14 protein-coding genes and 1 pseudogene are annotated in these 13,666 nt (G+C 60.7%); 9 read left to right on the top strand and 6 right to left on the bottom strand.

The annotated features are described in order from the left end of the window. Nucleotides 1–26: 26 nt before the first annotated feature. Together C4J91_RS22915 and C4J91_RS22910 are read left to right on the top strand one after the other, a co-directional pair. Nucleotides 27–920 (top strand): NAD-dependent epimerase/dehydratase family protein, encoded by an 894-nt coding sequence (locus tag C4J91_RS22915; protein ID WP_124364378.1) that lies wholly within the window; start codon nucleotides 27–29, stop codon nucleotides 918–920. 197 nt (nucleotides 921–1,117) lie between these two features. Next, entirely contained in the window at nucleotides 1,118–2,563 is a 1,446-nt protein-coding gene (locus C4J91_RS22910; protein ID WP_124364377.1) for a SulP family inorganic anion transporter, read from the top strand. A 2-nt stretch (nucleotides 2,564–2,565) separates the two neighbouring features. Here the strand turns inward: C4J91_RS22910 and C4J91_RS22905 are convergent, their stop codons facing one another. Next, entirely contained in the window at nucleotides 2,566–2,940 is a 375-nt protein-coding gene (locus C4J91_RS22905; protein WP_124364376.1) for a lysozyme inhibitor LprI family protein, read from the bottom strand. Between the two features lie 245 nt (nucleotides 2,941–3,185). On the opposite strand from C4J91_RS22905, the gene C4J91_RS22900 reads away from it, so the two are divergent. Genes C4J91_RS22900 through C4J91_RS22885 form a run of 4 tightly spaced genes read left to right on the top strand, consistent with a single transcriptional unit; the run spans nucleotide 3,186 to nucleotide 7,284 of the window. Further along, complete coding sequence (locus C4J91_RS22900) at nucleotides 3,186–4,535, top strand: gluconate:H+ symporter (protein ID WP_256681621.1); 1,350 nt, start codon at nucleotides 3,186–3,188, stop codon at nucleotides 4,533–4,535. A gap of 25 nt (nucleotides 4,536–4,560) precedes the next feature. Further along, nucleotides 4,561–5,421: a MurR/RpiR family transcriptional regulator gene (locus C4J91_RS22895; RefSeq protein WP_124364374.1), complete on the top strand. Its 861-nt coding sequence runs from the start codon at nucleotides 4,561–4,563 to the stop codon at nucleotides 5,419–5,421. A 1-nt stretch (nucleotide 5,422) separates the two neighbouring features. Further along, nucleotides 5,423–6,886 (top strand): amidohydrolase family protein, encoded by a 1,464-nt coding sequence (locus tag C4J91_RS22890; protein ID WP_124364373.1) that lies wholly within the window; start codon nucleotides 5,423–5,425, stop codon nucleotides 6,884–6,886. A gap of 29 nt (nucleotides 6,887–6,915) precedes the next feature. Beyond that, complete coding sequence (locus C4J91_RS22885) at nucleotides 6,916–7,284, top strand: glyoxalase superfamily protein (RefSeq protein WP_124364372.1); 369 nt, start codon at nucleotides 6,916–6,918, stop codon at nucleotides 7,282–7,284. Nucleotides 7,285–7,911: 627 nt separating this feature from the next. Here C4J91_RS22885 and C4J91_RS28220 read toward each other — a convergent pair. Together C4J91_RS28220 and C4J91_RS28215 are read right to left on the bottom strand one after the other, a co-directional pair. After that, the gene (locus C4J91_RS28220) at nucleotides 7,912–8,616 is read right to left on the bottom strand and encodes a methyl-accepting chemotaxis protein (protein ID WP_372237510.1); all 705 of its coding nucleotides are present in this window, start codon (nucleotides 8,614–8,616) and stop codon (nucleotides 7,912–7,914) included. A gap of 198 nt (nucleotides 8,617–8,814) precedes the next feature. Continuing rightward, nucleotides 8,815–9,696, bottom strand: a pseudogene (locus C4J91_RS28215) (methyl-accepting chemotaxis protein); the annotation flags it as partial. A gap of 435 nt (nucleotides 9,697–10,131) precedes the next feature. Here C4J91_RS28215 and C4J91_RS22875 point away from each other — a divergent pair. Then, a complete protein-coding gene (locus C4J91_RS22875; RefSeq protein WP_124364370.1) occupies nucleotides 10,132–10,749 on the top strand; it encodes an FKBP-type peptidyl-prolyl cis-trans isomerase in 618 nt (205 codons plus the stop codon). 99 nt (nucleotides 10,750–10,848) lie between these two features. Here C4J91_RS22875 and C4J91_RS22870 read toward each other — a convergent pair whose 3' ends face one another. The 3 genes from C4J91_RS22870 to C4J91_RS22860 form a co-directional block, all read right to left on the bottom strand. Continuing rightward, nucleotides 10,849–11,106 carry a hypothetical protein gene (locus tag C4J91_RS22870; RefSeq protein WP_003194088.1) on the bottom strand — a complete coding sequence of 86 codons (258 nt, stop codon included), beginning with the start codon at nucleotides 11,104–11,106 and terminating at the stop codon, nucleotides 10,849–10,851. A 159-nt stretch (nucleotides 11,107–11,265) separates the two neighbouring features. Next, nucleotides 11,266–11,607, bottom strand: coding sequence for a zinc ribbon domain-containing protein YjdM (locus C4J91_RS22865; RefSeq protein WP_017254008.1), 342 nt, complete (start codon nucleotides 11,605–11,607; stop codon nucleotides 11,266–11,268). 188 nt (nucleotides 11,608–11,795) lie between these two features. Then, nucleotides 11,796–12,764 carry a polyprenyl synthetase family protein gene (locus C4J91_RS22860; protein WP_124364369.1) on the bottom strand — a complete coding sequence of 323 codons (969 nt, stop codon included), beginning with the start codon at nucleotides 12,762–12,764 and terminating at the stop codon, nucleotides 11,796–11,798. A 239-nt stretch (nucleotides 12,765–13,003) separates the two neighbouring features. Between C4J91_RS22860 and rplU the strand changes: the two genes are divergently transcribed. Together rplU and rpmA are read left to right on the top strand one after the other, a co-directional pair. Beyond that, a complete protein-coding gene (gene rplU, locus C4J91_RS22855) occupies nucleotides 13,004–13,318 on the top strand; it encodes a 50S ribosomal protein L21 (protein WP_003176051.1) in 315 nt (104 codons plus the stop codon). Nucleotides 13,319–13,352: 34 nt separating this feature from the next. Further along, nucleotides 13,353–13,610 carry a 50S ribosomal protein L27 gene (gene rpmA / locus C4J91_RS22850; protein WP_003176049.1) on the top strand — a complete coding sequence of 86 codons (258 nt, stop codon included), beginning with the start codon at nucleotides 13,353–13,355 and terminating at the stop codon, nucleotides 13,608–13,610. Nucleotides 13,611–13,666: the final 56 nt, after the last annotated feature.

Here is a 13,666-nt window from a genome sequence, read left to right as displayed (position 1 = left end):
CACTTACCCAGTCAGGAGCACTCTCCATGAATGTATTCGTTACCGGCGCAGCCGGTTTTATCGGCGGCTCCATCGCCACCGGCCTGGTCAAGGCCGGCCACGCCGTCACCGGCCTGGTGCGCAGCGCCGAGCAAGCCGCGCAAATGACGGCACTGGGCATCACTCCAGTGATCGGCACCCTGGATGACGCCGCTGTATTGACCGAGCAGGCGCAGCACGCCGATGCGGTGATCAATGCCGCCAGCAGCGACCACCATGCGGCCGTCGAAACCCTGCTGGCTGCCTTGAAAGGTTCCAACAAGGTATTCCTGCACACCAGCGGTTCGAGCATCGTTGGCGATGCGTCGGGCGGCAAGGCCAGTGAGGTCATTTACGTTGAGGACAACCTGCCGGAGCCGACCGTCGACAAGGCCGCTCGCGTGGCGATCGATAACCTGATCCTGGCCGCTGCCCAGGAAGGTGTGAATTCGGCGGTGATCTGTAACACCCTGATCTATGGTCACAGCCTGGGCGTGAAGCGTGACAGCGTGCAATTGCCACGCTTGCTCAAGCAGGCCCGCAAGAGTGGCGTAGTACGCCACGTGGGACCAGGACAGAACATCTGGTCCAACGTGCATATCGAAGACGTGGTCGCGCTGTACCTGCTGGCATTGACGAAGAACGTGCCGGGCACGTTCTACTTCGTCGAAAGCGGCGAAGCCTCGTTTATCGACATGACCACGGCCATCGCGCAAGCGCTTGAACTGGGCGAACCGCAGGACTGGCCGCTGGCCGAGGCTGAGGCCGAGTGGGGTTATGAAATGGCCAACTACGGCCTGGGCTCCAACAGCCGGGTGCGCGGCAAGCATGCCCGTGAGCTGCTGGGCTGGGCGCCGAAGCGTACGTCGGTGGTGGAGTGGATTCGCCACGAGATGGTGTGATGTTCGCTTGATATCGAGGTGAGGCTAATCGGGGGCAAGCCCCCTCCCACACTAGACCGCGTCGCACCGGCTGTACTCGGTCAAATGTGGGAGGGGGCTTGCTCCCGATTGGCCGCGCCTCGGTCCCGAAGGCTAGCTCCGCGCCGCTCAATTCCGTACCATTCCTCGCCTTATCCCCCGCAACTCCCTGGTATTCCATGAAGCTCACCCGTCTGCGCGCCGATGCCCTGGCCGGCCTCACCACGTCATTTGCCTTGCTGCCCGAATGCATCGCCTTTGCCTTGGTGGCCCATCTCAATCCGTTGATGGGGCTTTACGGCGCTTTCATCATTTGCACCCTCACCGCATTGTTCGGTGGTCGCCCCGGTATGGTGTCGGGGGCAGCCGGTTCGATGGCGGTGGTGATCGTGGCGCTGGTGGTGCAACACGGCGTGGAATATTTGCTGGCGACGGTGCTGCTGGGCGGGCTGATCATGGTCGCTTTCGGCCTGTTGCGCCTGGGCAAATTGGTGCGCATGGTGCCGCACCCGGTGATGCTGGGGTTCGTCAACGGCCTGGCGATTATCATTGCGCTGGCGCAGTTGGAGCACTTCAAGAACGGTGAAACCTGGCTCAGCGGTACGCCGTTGTACGTGATGGCCGGGCTGGTCGTGGTGACCATGGCCATCGTCTACCTGCTGCCACGCCTGACCCGCGCCGTGCCACCGGCCCTGGTGGCGATCCTCGGCGTGGGCCTGGCGGTGTACCTGCTCGGCCTGCCCACCCGCACCCTGGGCGATATGGCGCACATCGCGGGCGGCCTGCCGACCTTCGCCCTACCGCAGATTCCCTTGACCTTCGAAACCCTCGGCATCATCGCGCCGTATGCGTTCCTGATGGCCATGGTCGGTCTGCTGGAAACCCTGCTGACCCTCAACCTCACCGACGAGATCACCGAAACCCGTGGCTACCCCGACCGCGAAAGCGTGGCCCTGGGCGCGGCGAATATGGTCTCGGGCCTGTTCGGCGGCATGGGCGGTTGCGCGATGATCGGGCAAACCGTGATCAACCTCAGTTCCGGCGGGCGTGGACGTTTTTCCGGGGTGTTCGCCGGGGTGATGATCCTGCTGTTCATTCTGTTTCTTTCGCCGCTGATCGAGCGGATTCCGCTGGCGGCGCTGGTGGGGGTGATGTTCGTGGTGTCCCAGCAGACCTTTGCCTGGGCGTCGTTGCGGGTGATCAACAAGGTGCCGCTCAATGACGTACTGGTGATCATGGCGGTGACGGTCATCACCGTGTTCACTGACCTGGCGACCGCAGTGCTGTGCGGCATCGTGATCGCGGCGCTGAACTTCGCCTGGCAACAGGCCCGCGAGCTGTATGCCGATGAACACCTGGAAGCCGACGGCAGCAAACTTTACCGTCTGCACGGCACGTTGTTCTTTGCCTCGACCACGCCGTTCCTGAACCAATTCGACCCGGCCAACGACCCGGCCCAGGTGACGCTCGATTGCCGGCACCTGAGCTTCGTCGATTATTCAGCGATTGCCGCGCTGATGACCTTGCGCGAGCGCTACCGCAAGGCGGGCAAGCAGGTGCGCGTGCTGCATTTGTCGGAGCGCTGCAAGAAGCTGCTCAAGCGGGCGAAGGTTCATCACGACTAGGGTTACGGCCCGACCAGGTCTTCCAGTTCCTGGGCGCGGGTCTGGGTCATGTCCAGTACGCAGCCGGAGCCGTTGACCTGGTCGATGGTGCCGCCGGTGGCACTGCCGGCAAAGGCGCAATTGGCGTCACGGTATTTGATCCACAGGCGCTGCAGGTCTTGCAACTGGTCCTTGCGGTTGCCTTCCTGAGCGGCCAGCGCGGTCTTGTAAGCCTTGTTCAGCCGGGCATCCTGCACCTTGGCCTCCTTGACGTTGCAACCGACCATCTCGGCGGTGGTGTTGGCGCCGTCCATGCATTTTTTCAGTGCCGGGTTATCGGCGGCGGCGGCGCTGCCGCACAGGGTAATCAGCAGGGCGGCAAGTGTGAAACGCATCATGTTCGGTTCCTGGCAGCAGTGGATGTGCATTCTATGACTCAACCGCGTGGGTTGAGTTTCCAGCCTTTTCTGATCCTCATGTAAGAACACTCCTCGAATTTTCATACGACAGTGTCGGGCATATCCCACCGCGACAGCGCTTATCCCTGGGCGAAAATTACTTTCATATAATTTGAAAATCCTCCTCGGTAATGATTTATGAGTTTCACAACCTATTCGACGTGACCCTTTCCGAGGAGTACCGCATGGCCGCATCACCGGGCTTCGGGCTATTGGCATACGCTGCCATCGCCATCATTGCTTTGATCGTGCTGATTGCACGTTACCGACTCAACCCGTTTATCGTTATCACGCTGGTCTCCATTGGCCTGGCGCTGATGGCCGGGATGCCGGCGGACACCATCATGGGCTCGTACGAAGCGGGGGTCGGCAAGACCCTGGGGCATATCGCTTTGGTGGTGGCGCTGGGCACCATGCTCGGCAAGATGATGGCCGAGTCCGGTGGCGCCGAGCAGGTGGCGCGCACGTTGATCAACCGTTTCGGCGAACGCAATGCCCACTGGGCCATGGTCTGCATCGCGTTTCTGGTGGGGCTGCCGCTGTTTTTCGAGGTGGGCTTCGTGTTGCTGGTGCCGATCGCCTTTACCGTGGCGCGGCGCGTGGGCGTGTCGATCCTGATGGTCGGCCTGCCGATGGTCGCCAGCCTGTCGGTGGTGCATGCGCTGGTGCCGCCGCACCCGGCGGCGATGATGGCGGTGCTGGCGTATAACGCCTCGGTTGGGCAGACCGTGCTGTATGCGATCCTGGTCGGTGTTCCTACGGCGATCATCGCCGGCCCGGTCTATGCCAAGTTCATCGTGCCGCACATTCACCTGCCGGCGGAAAACCCGCTGGAACGCCAGTTCATCGAGCGCGAACCGCGTACCCGTCTGCCGAGCTTCGCGCTGACCATGGGCACCATCCTGTTGCCGGTGGTGCTGATGATGATTGGCGGCTGGGCCAATGTGATTTCCACGCCGGGCACCGGCTTCAACCAGTTCCTTTTATTCATCGGCAACTCGGTGATTGCGCTGCTCGTGGCGACCCTGGTGAGTTTCTGGACCCTGGGGCTGGCCCAGGGCTTCAACCGTGAGTCGATCCTCAAGTTCACCAATGAATGCCTGGCGCCGACGGCGAGCATCACGCTGCTGGTGGGCGCGGGCGGTGGCTTGAATCGCATCCTGGTGGACGCCGGTGTCACCCACGAAATCCTTGGCCTGGCCAATGCGTTCCAGCTGTCGCCGCTGGTGATGGGCTGGTTGTTCGCCGCGCTGATGCGGATCGCCACGGGCTCGGCCACGGTGGCGATGACCACGGCCTCCGGCGTGGTCGCGCCGGTCGCCCTGGGCCTGGGTTATCCACACCCGGAATTGCTGGTACTGGCGACTGGTGCGGGTTCGGTGATTTTCTCCCACGTCAACGACGGCGGCTTCTGGCTGATCAAGGAATACTTCAATATGACGGTGATCCAGACCTTCAAGACCTGGACCGTGCTGGAGACGTTGATTTCGGTGGTTGCCTTCGCTCTCACCTACGGCCTGTCTCTGGTTTTATAAGCCGCATCCTGTCACTCGGAGCCCCATGGACATCCTCTACCAGATCCGCGCCCGCCAGGCGTCCTTCAGCGCCGGCGAAGGGCGTATCGCCAAGCTGCTGCTCGATGACGTGGGCTTTGCCGCGTCGGCCAGCCTGGAAGCGTTGTCGCAACGGGCCGAGGTCAGTACGGCGACCCTGTCGCGCTTTGCCCGCAGTGTCGGTTGCCGCGACTTGCGTGACCTGCGCCTGCAACTGGCCCAGGCCAGCGGCGTGGGCAGCCGCTTTCTCGACCCGGCGGGGTTGCCGGAACAGTCGGCGTTTCATCGGCAGATTCTCGGGGATATCGAAGCGACGCTGCGCCAGCACCTGTCGGGGTTCAATCAAGACAGCTTTGTCGATGCGGTGAGCCTGTTGGGCAAGGCGCGGATGATCCACGCGTTCGGCATGGGCGGCCCATCGAGCCTGTGCAGCGATGAGTTACAGGTGCGCCTGGTACGCCTGGGCTATCCGATTGCAGCCTGCCATGACCCGGTGATGATGCGCGTGACCGCCGCGACCCTGGGGCCGGAACACGCGCTGATTGTGTGCTCGCTGACCGGCCTTACGCCTGAGCTGTTGGATGTGGTGACGCTGGCGCGCAACTACGACGCACGCGTTGTCGCCATCACCCTGGCCGATTCCCCACTGGCCGAATTGGCGGATGTGCTGTTGCCGCTGCAACCGGCTGAAACCAGTTTTATCTACAAGCCCACCGCCGCACGCTATGGAATGCTGCTGGCTATCGACCTGCTTGCCACCGAACTGGCGCTGGCCATGCCTGACGCCAACCAGGAGCGCCTGCGCCGGATCAAGCTGGCCCTGGACGACTATCGCGGCGGCCCCGACAGCCTGCCGCTTGGAGACTGATATGAAGTACGACACGCTGATTCGCCAGGCGCAGATCATTGATGGCAGCAACCGTGCAGGTTATGTCGCTGACGTGGGCGTACGTGATGGGCGCATCGAGGCGATCGGCGACTTGTCCACAGCGATGGCCGAGTATGAAATCGACGCGACAGGCCGCGTATTGGCGCCGGGGTTTATCGACGTGCACACCCACGATGACACGGTGGTTATCCGCCATCCGCAGATGCTGCCCAAACTCAGCCAGGGCGTGACCACGGTGATTGTCGGTAACTGCGGCATCAGCGCCTCACCGGTCAGCCTGCGCTGTAATCCGCCCGACCCGATGAACCTGCTGGGCAATGCCGACGCCTTTGCTTACCCGCGCTTTGTCGATTACCGCGCCGCGGTGGAACGCGCCCACCCTGCGGTCAATGTCGCCGCCCTGATCGGCCATACGGCACTGCGCAGCAATCATATGGACGACCTGCACCGCACGGCCACGGCCCACGAAATCACGGGCATGCGCATGCAGTTGCAGGCGAGTCTGGAGGCCGGAGCCCTGGGTTTATCCACCGGCCTTGCCTACGCCAGCGCCTTCAATGCAGACACCGACGAGGTGCTGCAACTGAGCGAAGAGCTGACGGCTTATGGCGCGGTGTACACCACTCACTTGCGCAGTGAATTCGAGCCGGTACTGGAGGCAATGGACGAAGCGTTCCTGATCGGCCGGCACGCCAGGGCCCCGGTGATTATTTCCCACCTCAAGTGTGCTGGTGCGGGAAACTGGGGACGTAGCCCGCAACTGCTGGCGGCACTTGAAGCGGCGGCGAAAACCCATCCGGTAGGGTGTGATTGTTATCCCTATGCGGCCAGCTCTTCGACTCTGGACCTCAAGCAAGTCACCGATGCGTTCCGTATCACCATCACCTGGTCTACACCGCATCCTGAAATGGGCGGGCGTGACCTGCAGGACATTGCCGCCGAGTGGGATGTTCCGTTAATGGACGCAGCCCGGCGCCTGCAACCGGCGGGGGCGGTGTACTACGGGATGGACGAGGCGGATGTACGGCGCATTTTGGCGCACCCTTTGTCGATGGTCGGCTCGGATGGGTTGCCTGAAGACCCGTTTCCCCATCCGCGTTTGTGGGGTGCGTTTCCACGGGTGCTGGGGCATTTCAGCCGGGATGTCGGGTTGTTCCCGTTGCACACAGCGGTGCATAAGATGACCGGGCTGTCGGCGGCGCGTTTTGGCCTGGCTGAGCGAGGCGAAATTCGTGAAGGGCACTGGGCTGACCTGGTGTTGTTCGACCCGTTACGCGTGCGGGATGTAGCGGACTTCAAAGAACCACAGCGGGCAGCCGAGGGCATTGATGGCGTGTGGGTCAACGGTGTGTTGAGCTACAGCGAAGGGCAGGCGACTGGGCAGCGGTCGGGTCGATTCCTGGCGCGCAACGGGGATTTGCGTCGGGGTTTTTCGCCTCTATAGTGGGTGCTTTCAAACAGGGAGCCATCGCGATGCACTTAGGAAAAGTCACCCCCATCCTGCGGATTTTCGACGAGGCCAAGGCGCTGGAATTCTATGTCGACTTCCTCGGGTTCAAGGTCGATTGGCAGCATCGTTTCGAGGCAGATTTTCCGTTGTACCTGCAGGTGTCGCTGGGCGAGTGCGTGCTGCATTTGTCCGAGCATCATGGCGATGCGTCGCCGGGCGCAGCGGTGCGTATCCAGGCGCAGGGGATAGACGCGTACCAGCAGCAATTGCAGGCCAAGGGCTACCGTTATGCCAAGCCGGGCGTGGAGGAAACACCTTGGGGCTCGCGGGAGATGAGTATCAAGGACCCGTTTGGGAATCGGCTGGTATTTGTCGAGGAGGGGGAGAGCTGAGAGGTAAATTGCAGACAATAAAAAACCGCCTTAGTAGGGCGGTTTTTTTTGCAATCCAGTGAGTGGCTGGATCGCGATCTCAAAGATGCATTGACCTGCAGGCGGATATTAACCTTGGTCTTATCATCACGCAAGATTGACCGGTGGCCAGTGCCCATCGATTATCAAACTTCTCTCTCAGTCGAAAAATTCTGCAATAGATCCCACGAACAATACTGGATATTTGGCCACTGCTTGTCACACCTTCACGTGGAGTTTTGGGTAGTCTCTCCTTCGTTCCGCATTTGTCGCTTTTGGGTGCGCCGGGTATGCGCGCGATTTTCGGACCGACCGCCACGGGCTAGTAATCCGTGCCGGATTCAAGCGGAAGGCCCATCAACCCGGCCGCCTCAAAGATGCATTGACCTGCATCCAAAGGCCCACATGTTCCGGTAAGTGCGCTGGAGGTAAGGCCCAACTCACGGAGGGCCGAGTATGTCTAAGTTTGCACGACGTACATGGAACCTCGTAGTGAACTGCCTGCGTGCTTATCACGTATGGAAGTTTCTGCGGGACAGCTTCGACGACCATTAAGGTTTGAGAAGTGGAGTCGCCTCGGTTAATCCCGAGGCGGCTTTTTTTGATTTCTTACACCCGGAAATGACTGACCATCTGCTGCAACTGGCTGCCCAAACGCGCCAATTCCACGCTCGACTTGGCCGTCTCGTCGCTCGCCGTAGCGGTCTGCTCCGACACATCGCGTACGTTCACAATGCTGCGGCTGATCTCTTCGGCCACGGCGCTCTGCTCTTCGGCGGCGGCGGCGATCTGCTGGTTCATCGACTGGATATTCGACACGGTACGGGTGATGTTTTCCAGCGACACGCCAGCCTTGCGCGTCAGCTCGACGCTGCTGTCGGTGAGGCTGCGGCTGTTGTTCATCACGTTGGCCACTTGTTGGGTGCCGTTCTGCAAGCCGGCCACCAGGCCTTCGATTTCCTCGGTGGATTTCTGCGTGCGCTGGGCCAGGCCACGTACTTCGTCGGCGACCACGGCGAACCCACGACCGGCTTCACCGGCGCGCGCAGCTTCAATCGCTGCGTTGAGGGCCAGCAGGTTGGTCTGTTCGGCCACGGCCTTGATCACATCCATCACGCTGCCGATCTTGTTGCTCTCTTGTTGCAGGTGGGCCATGGCGTCGGTGGAGCGCGCCACTTCAGCCGCCAGGCGTTCGATCTGGGCGATGGCCTCGGCCACTACTTTGTCGCCCGCGCGCGCTTGACCGTCGGCATCGGCGGCGGCCAGGGAGGCCTGTTCGGCGTTGCGTGCCACTTCCTGCACGGTGGCGGTCATTTCATGCATCGCCGTGGCGACCTGGTCGGTCTCGATCTTCTGGCTGTTGACGCCAGCGCTGGTCTGCTCGGTCACGGCCGACAACTCTTCGGCGGCGCTGGCGATCTGGGTCACGCCATCACGAATCCCGCTGATCAATTCGCGCAAGGTGGTGCCCATGCGCTGGATGCCTTGTTGCAGCACGCCCAGTTCGTCACGGCGAGTCACCTGGATGTTGTGGCTCAGATCGCCGGAAGCGATGCGTTCGACCACCGCCAGGGTGTCTTGCAGCGGACGGGTGATCTGGCGAGTGATCACCAGCGCCGCGATGATGCCCACCAGCAGGGCCAGCAAGGTGCTGATCAATTGCAGGCTACGGGCCTGGGCGCTTTCGGCGTCACGACGTTCCAGTTGGATGTCGTACAGCTTGTCGCTGATCGTGACGATATCGGTGCCTTGGGTGGTCATCTCGGCACGGGCGGTGACGATGTTGGTGTTGGCGGCCTTGTAGCTCTGCACGGCGCTGCGATAGGCACCGAGTGCGGTGTCCAGCGATGCCAGCGCGGTTTGCTGGCTGGTGCCGAAGACGGCGTTGAGGCTTTTCAAACTCGCGATGGCTTTGTCGATTTGTGCAGCGGCGCGGGCTTCGTTTTCTGCGTTGACGTTGTTGGTGTAGCCACGCACTTCGTAGCGCGCCAGCAGGAACTCTTCTTTGGCATTGGTCACGGCCTGGAACTGTGCGAAACGCTCCGGACTGTCGGGCATCTGCTGCACGCTGGTGTCCAGGGCGTTGATTTGTGCGTTGGCGATGTCGGCTTTGTCGCCCATGACCTGGCGCGCAGCGTTGCCGTTGCGATAGGCCTCGCGCATTTTGTTCAAGGACTGCTGATAGGCCGTGATGACGGCTTTCTGTTCATTGAGCAGCTTGAGGTTTTCCGGGCTCTTGAAGCTGTCCAGCAGTTTTTGTTGCTGGCCGACGAAGGCGTCGAGGCTGGTCTGTACGTTCTGCGCCACGGCCTCGTCACCGTTGGCCAGCATGTATTGCAGGCGCACGATGCGCAGCTTGGTCAGCGAGGCGTTGAGCTGGGTGATGTCGCTCATCCAGTTGCTGCGGTCGATCAAGCCGCCCAGGCTGGTCCAGCCGGTGAGTGCCAGGATCGAGGTGAGGACCAGTACCAGGCCAAAGCCCAGGCCGAGTTTGAGGTTGACGCTGATGTTACCGAACCAGCTGTTCATCGAAAGCTCCTTGAGAGTGATGTCTGTCTGCTGGACGGGGTGTTGTTGTTTGAGCCAGCCAAGATGTGTAGGGCTGTATCGGCGGCAAAGGGCAATTCTGAAATACTTTTCTCGCTGGCCGTCGAAAGGGCGCTCGATCCATGCCAGGACGGGGACAATGATCGGATGCCAAAGCTACGCCCCGGCGCTCTGGGAGCCGGAGAGGGGGCTGATCATGGGCCGGTCTTGTGTGCTAGTCTGCGGGCCCTTTTAGTTTTGGATGGCACGGGAAACCGTGTTGTCCTACAGCGGAGCCTCTTCATGTCCGAAGTTAATCTGTCCACCGACGAAACCCGCGTCAGCTACGGTATCGGCCGTCAGTTGGGCGACCAACTGCGCGACAACCCGCCACCAGGCGTCAACCTCGATGCAATCCTGGCCGGCCTGACCGACGCGTTCGGCGGCAAGCCAAGCCGTGTTGACCAAGAGCAAATGGCGGCCAGCTTCAAGGTGATCCGCGAAATCATGCAAGCTGAAGCCGCGGCCAAAGCTGAAGCCGCTGCAGGCGCCGGCCTGGCATTCCTGGCTGAAAACGCCAAGCGTGACGGCATTACCACCCTGGCTTCGGGCCTGCAATTTGAAGTGCTGACTGCCGGTGATGGCGCTAAGCCGACCCGTGAAGACCAGGTGCGCACTCACTACCACGGCACCCTGATCGACGGCACTGTATTCGACAGCTCCTACGAGCGTGGCCAGCCGGCAGAATTCCCGGTAGGCGGCGTGATTGCCGGCTGGACCGAAGCCCTGCAGTTGATGAATGCCGGCAGCAAATGGCGCCTGTACGTGCCGAGCGAATTGGCTTACGGCGCTCAAGGCGTTGGCAGCATCCCGCCGCACAGCGTTCTGGTGTTCGACGTCGAGCTGCTCGACGTTCTGTAAGACCTGCTGTTGATCACCTGTAGGAGCTAGCTTGCTCGCGAAAAACGTCAACGATGACTTCGCGAGCAAGCTCGCTCCTACAGCGTTCTGCGGGGTGGTTCATGGGTGGAACTTGCCATTGAGCTCCGTCGCCGGGCGCAACGCTCGGGCATAGCAGAACAAAAACAGATTCCTCACCACTTCCTTCAGCACCCCAGGCTCACTGGAGCTCAGGCCATTCACGTCCAGGTCGCCCTGGTCCTGCAGCTCATTCAGCGCTTCTTCTTCCAGCACAGCACAGACTTCGCCGGTTTCCCGATGCAGGATCCGCAGGTAGGGGTGTGGACGGTCCAGCCAGGCGTCTATCAAATAAGTCATGGTCGTTCTCCTTGATGGGTTTCAATGAGAATAATTCTTATTCGTAGAATAGCAAGTGCCTATTGGCGGTTTGCGCTTTTTTCTGTGTGGAGATTGAGGTGGGTCAAGCAAGAGGGCGAAACGCCATCCCACGGCGGGCGTGGGATGGTTGCAGCATGATCAGACTTTACGCACGAACTCGGACTTGAGTTTCATCGGGCCGATGCCGTCAATCTTGCAATCGATATCGTGGTCGCCGTCGCATAGGCGGATGTTCTTGACCTTGGTGCCGACTTTCACCACCAGGGAAGTGCCCTTGACCTTGAGGTCCTTGATCACGGTGATGGTGTCGCCGTCCTGCAGGACATTGCCCACAGAGTCCTTCTTCACGGTTTCATCGCCGGCGGCTTCGGCCTCGCCATTGGCGGACCACTCATGGGCGCATTCCGGGCAGATCAGCTGGGCGCCGTCTTCGTAGGTGTATTCGGAATTGCATTTCGGGCAGGGTGGCAACGTGCTCACTAAAGCTCCTTGAGAGTCAGGATGGCTAAAAGTCGCACATTATATAGGGGATTGTGGTCTTGCAGGTTGTATGAAATTCAAATGTGGGAGGGGGCTTGCTCCCGATGGCTGTTTGCCAGTCGATATATTCGGCGACTGACACTCCGCTATCGGGGGCAAGCCCCCTCCCACATTGGCCCGGGTGTATTTTAGTGCGTACGCGCCACCGCAAATTCGCTCAGCTCAACCAAGGCATCCCGGTATTCGCTGGCGGGCAGGGCTTGCAGGCACTGGATCGCACGGGCCACGTAGTCACGCGCCAGTTGTGCGGTGTACTCCAGCGAGCCGGACGCTTCGACGGCGGCACGGATGGCTTCCAGGTCTTCGATCCCGCCTTTCTGGATCGCCTTGCGCACCAGGGCGGCCTGTTCCGGCGTGCCTTCGCGCATGGTGTAGATCAGCGGCAGGGTCGGTTTGCCTTCGGCCAGGTCGTCACCGACGTTCTTGCCCAGGGTCTCGGCGTCGCCACGGTAGTCGAGCAGGTCGTCCACCAGTTGGAACGCTACGCCCAGGTGATCGCCAAAGGTGCGCAGCGCTTCGGCTTGTTCGGCGGTCGCGCCACACAGCGCGGCGGCGCTGTGGGTGGAGGCTTCGAAGAGCATCGCGGTCTTGCCGCGAATCACTTCCATGTAGGTTTCTTCGGTGGTGCTGGCGTCGCGTACCTTCGACAGTTGCAACACTTCGCCTTCGGCGATGATGCGCGTGGCCTGTGAAAGAATTTTCATCACTGGCATCGAGCCCAGTTCGACCATCATTTCGAACGAGCGCGAGTACAGGAAGTCGCCCACCAGCACGCTCGGGGCGTTGCCCCACATGGCGTTGGCGGTCTCGCGACCACGGCGCATACCGGACATGTCGACCACGTCGTCGTGCAGCAGGGTGGCGGTGTGCAGGAATTCGATGGTGGCCGCCAGCAGGCGCAGGTCATCGCCTTCGCGGCCCAGGGCCTTGCCGCACAGCAACACTAATAAAGGACGCAGGCGCTTACCGCCCGCCGACGTAATGTAGTCGCCAATTTTGGCGACCAGCGGCACTTTAGACGTCAGCTGCTGCTTGATGATGCCGTCGACGGCGCTAAAATCGTCCGCGACCGCGCGGTAGAAAGCTTGGGGTTGCATCAGCGACAGTCGCTCCAGAAGGGTTGCGCGGCATGCTAGGACCCATGCCCCTGGGTGTCAAGGCGCGATGGACGGCCTCTTGCAACGCGTCTATTGCTTGCGTACAATCGCGCACCCTGAACTTCCTGGGCAGCACCTGCCTTACGCAATTGCATTCGGGACGTCCATCCCATGCAGCCATGCCAGCCAATACCTCTTCTTATAAAGCGCTGGGTGAGCAGGATTATCGGAGAAATACCATGTCGTACGCAGTAATTGTTACTGGTGGCAAGCAATACAAGGTCGCCCCAGGTGAATACCTGAAGATCGAAAAACTGGAAATCGCTACTGGCGAATCCGTTACTTTTGATCGCGTTCTGTTGGTCGCCAATGGCGATGACGTGAACATCGGCGCTCCAGTTGTTGCTGGCGCTACCGTTGTGGCTGAAGTGATCTCCCAAGGTCGTCACGATAAAGTCCGCATCATCAAGTTCCGTCGTCGTAAGCACCACATGAAGCGTATGGGCCACCGCCAGTGGTACACCGAGATCAAAATCACCGGTATTCAGGCTTAATTTCAGCCTAATTCCTCACTAGGAGAATTGACTCATGGCACACAAAAAAGCTGGTGGTAGTACCCGTAACGGTCGCGACTCAGAAGCCAAACGCCTTGGCGTGAAGATGTATGGCGGCCAGAAAATCATTCCGGGCAACATCATCGTGCGTCAGCGCGGCACCCAATTCCACGCCGGTTACGGTGTTGGCATGGGTAAAGATCACACCCTCTTCGCGAAAATCGAAGGCGTGATCAAGTTCGAAGTAAAGGGCGCGTTCAACCGCCGTTACGTGAGCGTTGTCGCAGCTTAATTGCGAGATCGCTGGAAAAGCCCTGTCTTGCGACGGGGCTTTTTCGTTTGTGGAGT

This window comes from Pseudomonas sp. R3-52-08 (assembly GCF_003851745.1).
In the GTDB taxonomy this organism is placed as follows: domain Bacteria; phylum Pseudomonadota; class Gammaproteobacteria; order Pseudomonadales; family Pseudomonadaceae; genus Aquipseudomonas.
The sequence above is the reverse complement of the archived record's forward strand: the minus strand, read 5'-3'. Positions and strand labels throughout refer to the sequence as shown.

Bases quoted from the DNA above. Each gene is read 5' to 3' on its own strand.
- C4J91_RS22915 (WP_124364378.1), top strand. From the start codon at position 27: ATGAATGTATTCGTTACCGGCGCAGCCGGTTTTATCGGCGGCTCCATC.
- C4J91_RS22910 (WP_124364377.1), top strand. From the start codon at position 1,118: ATGAAGCTCACCCGTCTGCGCGCCGATGCCCTGGCCGGCCTCACCACG.
- C4J91_RS22905 (WP_124364376.1), bottom strand. From the start codon at position 2,940: ATGATGCGTTTCACACTTGCCGCCCTGCTGATTACCCTGTGCGGCAGC.
- C4J91_RS22900 (WP_256681621.1), top strand. From the start codon at position 3,186: ATGGCCGCATCACCGGGCTTCGGGCTATTGGCATACGCTGCCATCGCC.
- C4J91_RS22895 (WP_124364374.1), top strand. From the start codon at position 4,561: ATGGACATCCTCTACCAGATCCGCGCCCGCCAGGCGTCCTTCAGCGCC.
- C4J91_RS22890 (WP_124364373.1), top strand. From the start codon at position 5,423: ATGAAGTACGACACGCTGATTCGCCAGGCGCAGATCATTGATGGCAGC.
- C4J91_RS22885 (WP_124364372.1), top strand. From the start codon at position 6,916: ATGCACTTAGGAAAAGTCACCCCCATCCTGCGGATTTTCGACGAGGCC.
- C4J91_RS28220 (WP_372237510.1), bottom strand. From the start codon at position 8,616: ATGACCGCCACCGTGCAGGAAGTGGCACGCAACGCCGAACAGGCCTCC.
- C4J91_RS22875 (WP_124364370.1), top strand. From the start codon at position 10,132: ATGTCCGAAGTTAATCTGTCCACCGACGAAACCCGCGTCAGCTACGGT.
- C4J91_RS22870 (WP_003194088.1), bottom strand. From the start codon at position 11,106: ATGACTTATTTGATAGACGCCTGGCTGGACCGTCCACACCCCTACCTG.
- C4J91_RS22860 (WP_124364369.1), bottom strand. From the start codon at position 12,764: ATGCAACCCCAAGCTTTCTACCGCGCGGTCGCGGACGATTTTAGCGCC.
- rplU (WP_003176051.1), top strand. From the start codon at position 13,004: ATGTCGTACGCAGTAATTGTTACTGGTGGCAAGCAATACAAGGTCGCC.
- rpmA (WP_003176049.1), top strand. From the start codon at position 13,353: ATGGCACACAAAAAAGCTGGTGGTAGTACCCGTAACGGTCGCGACTCA.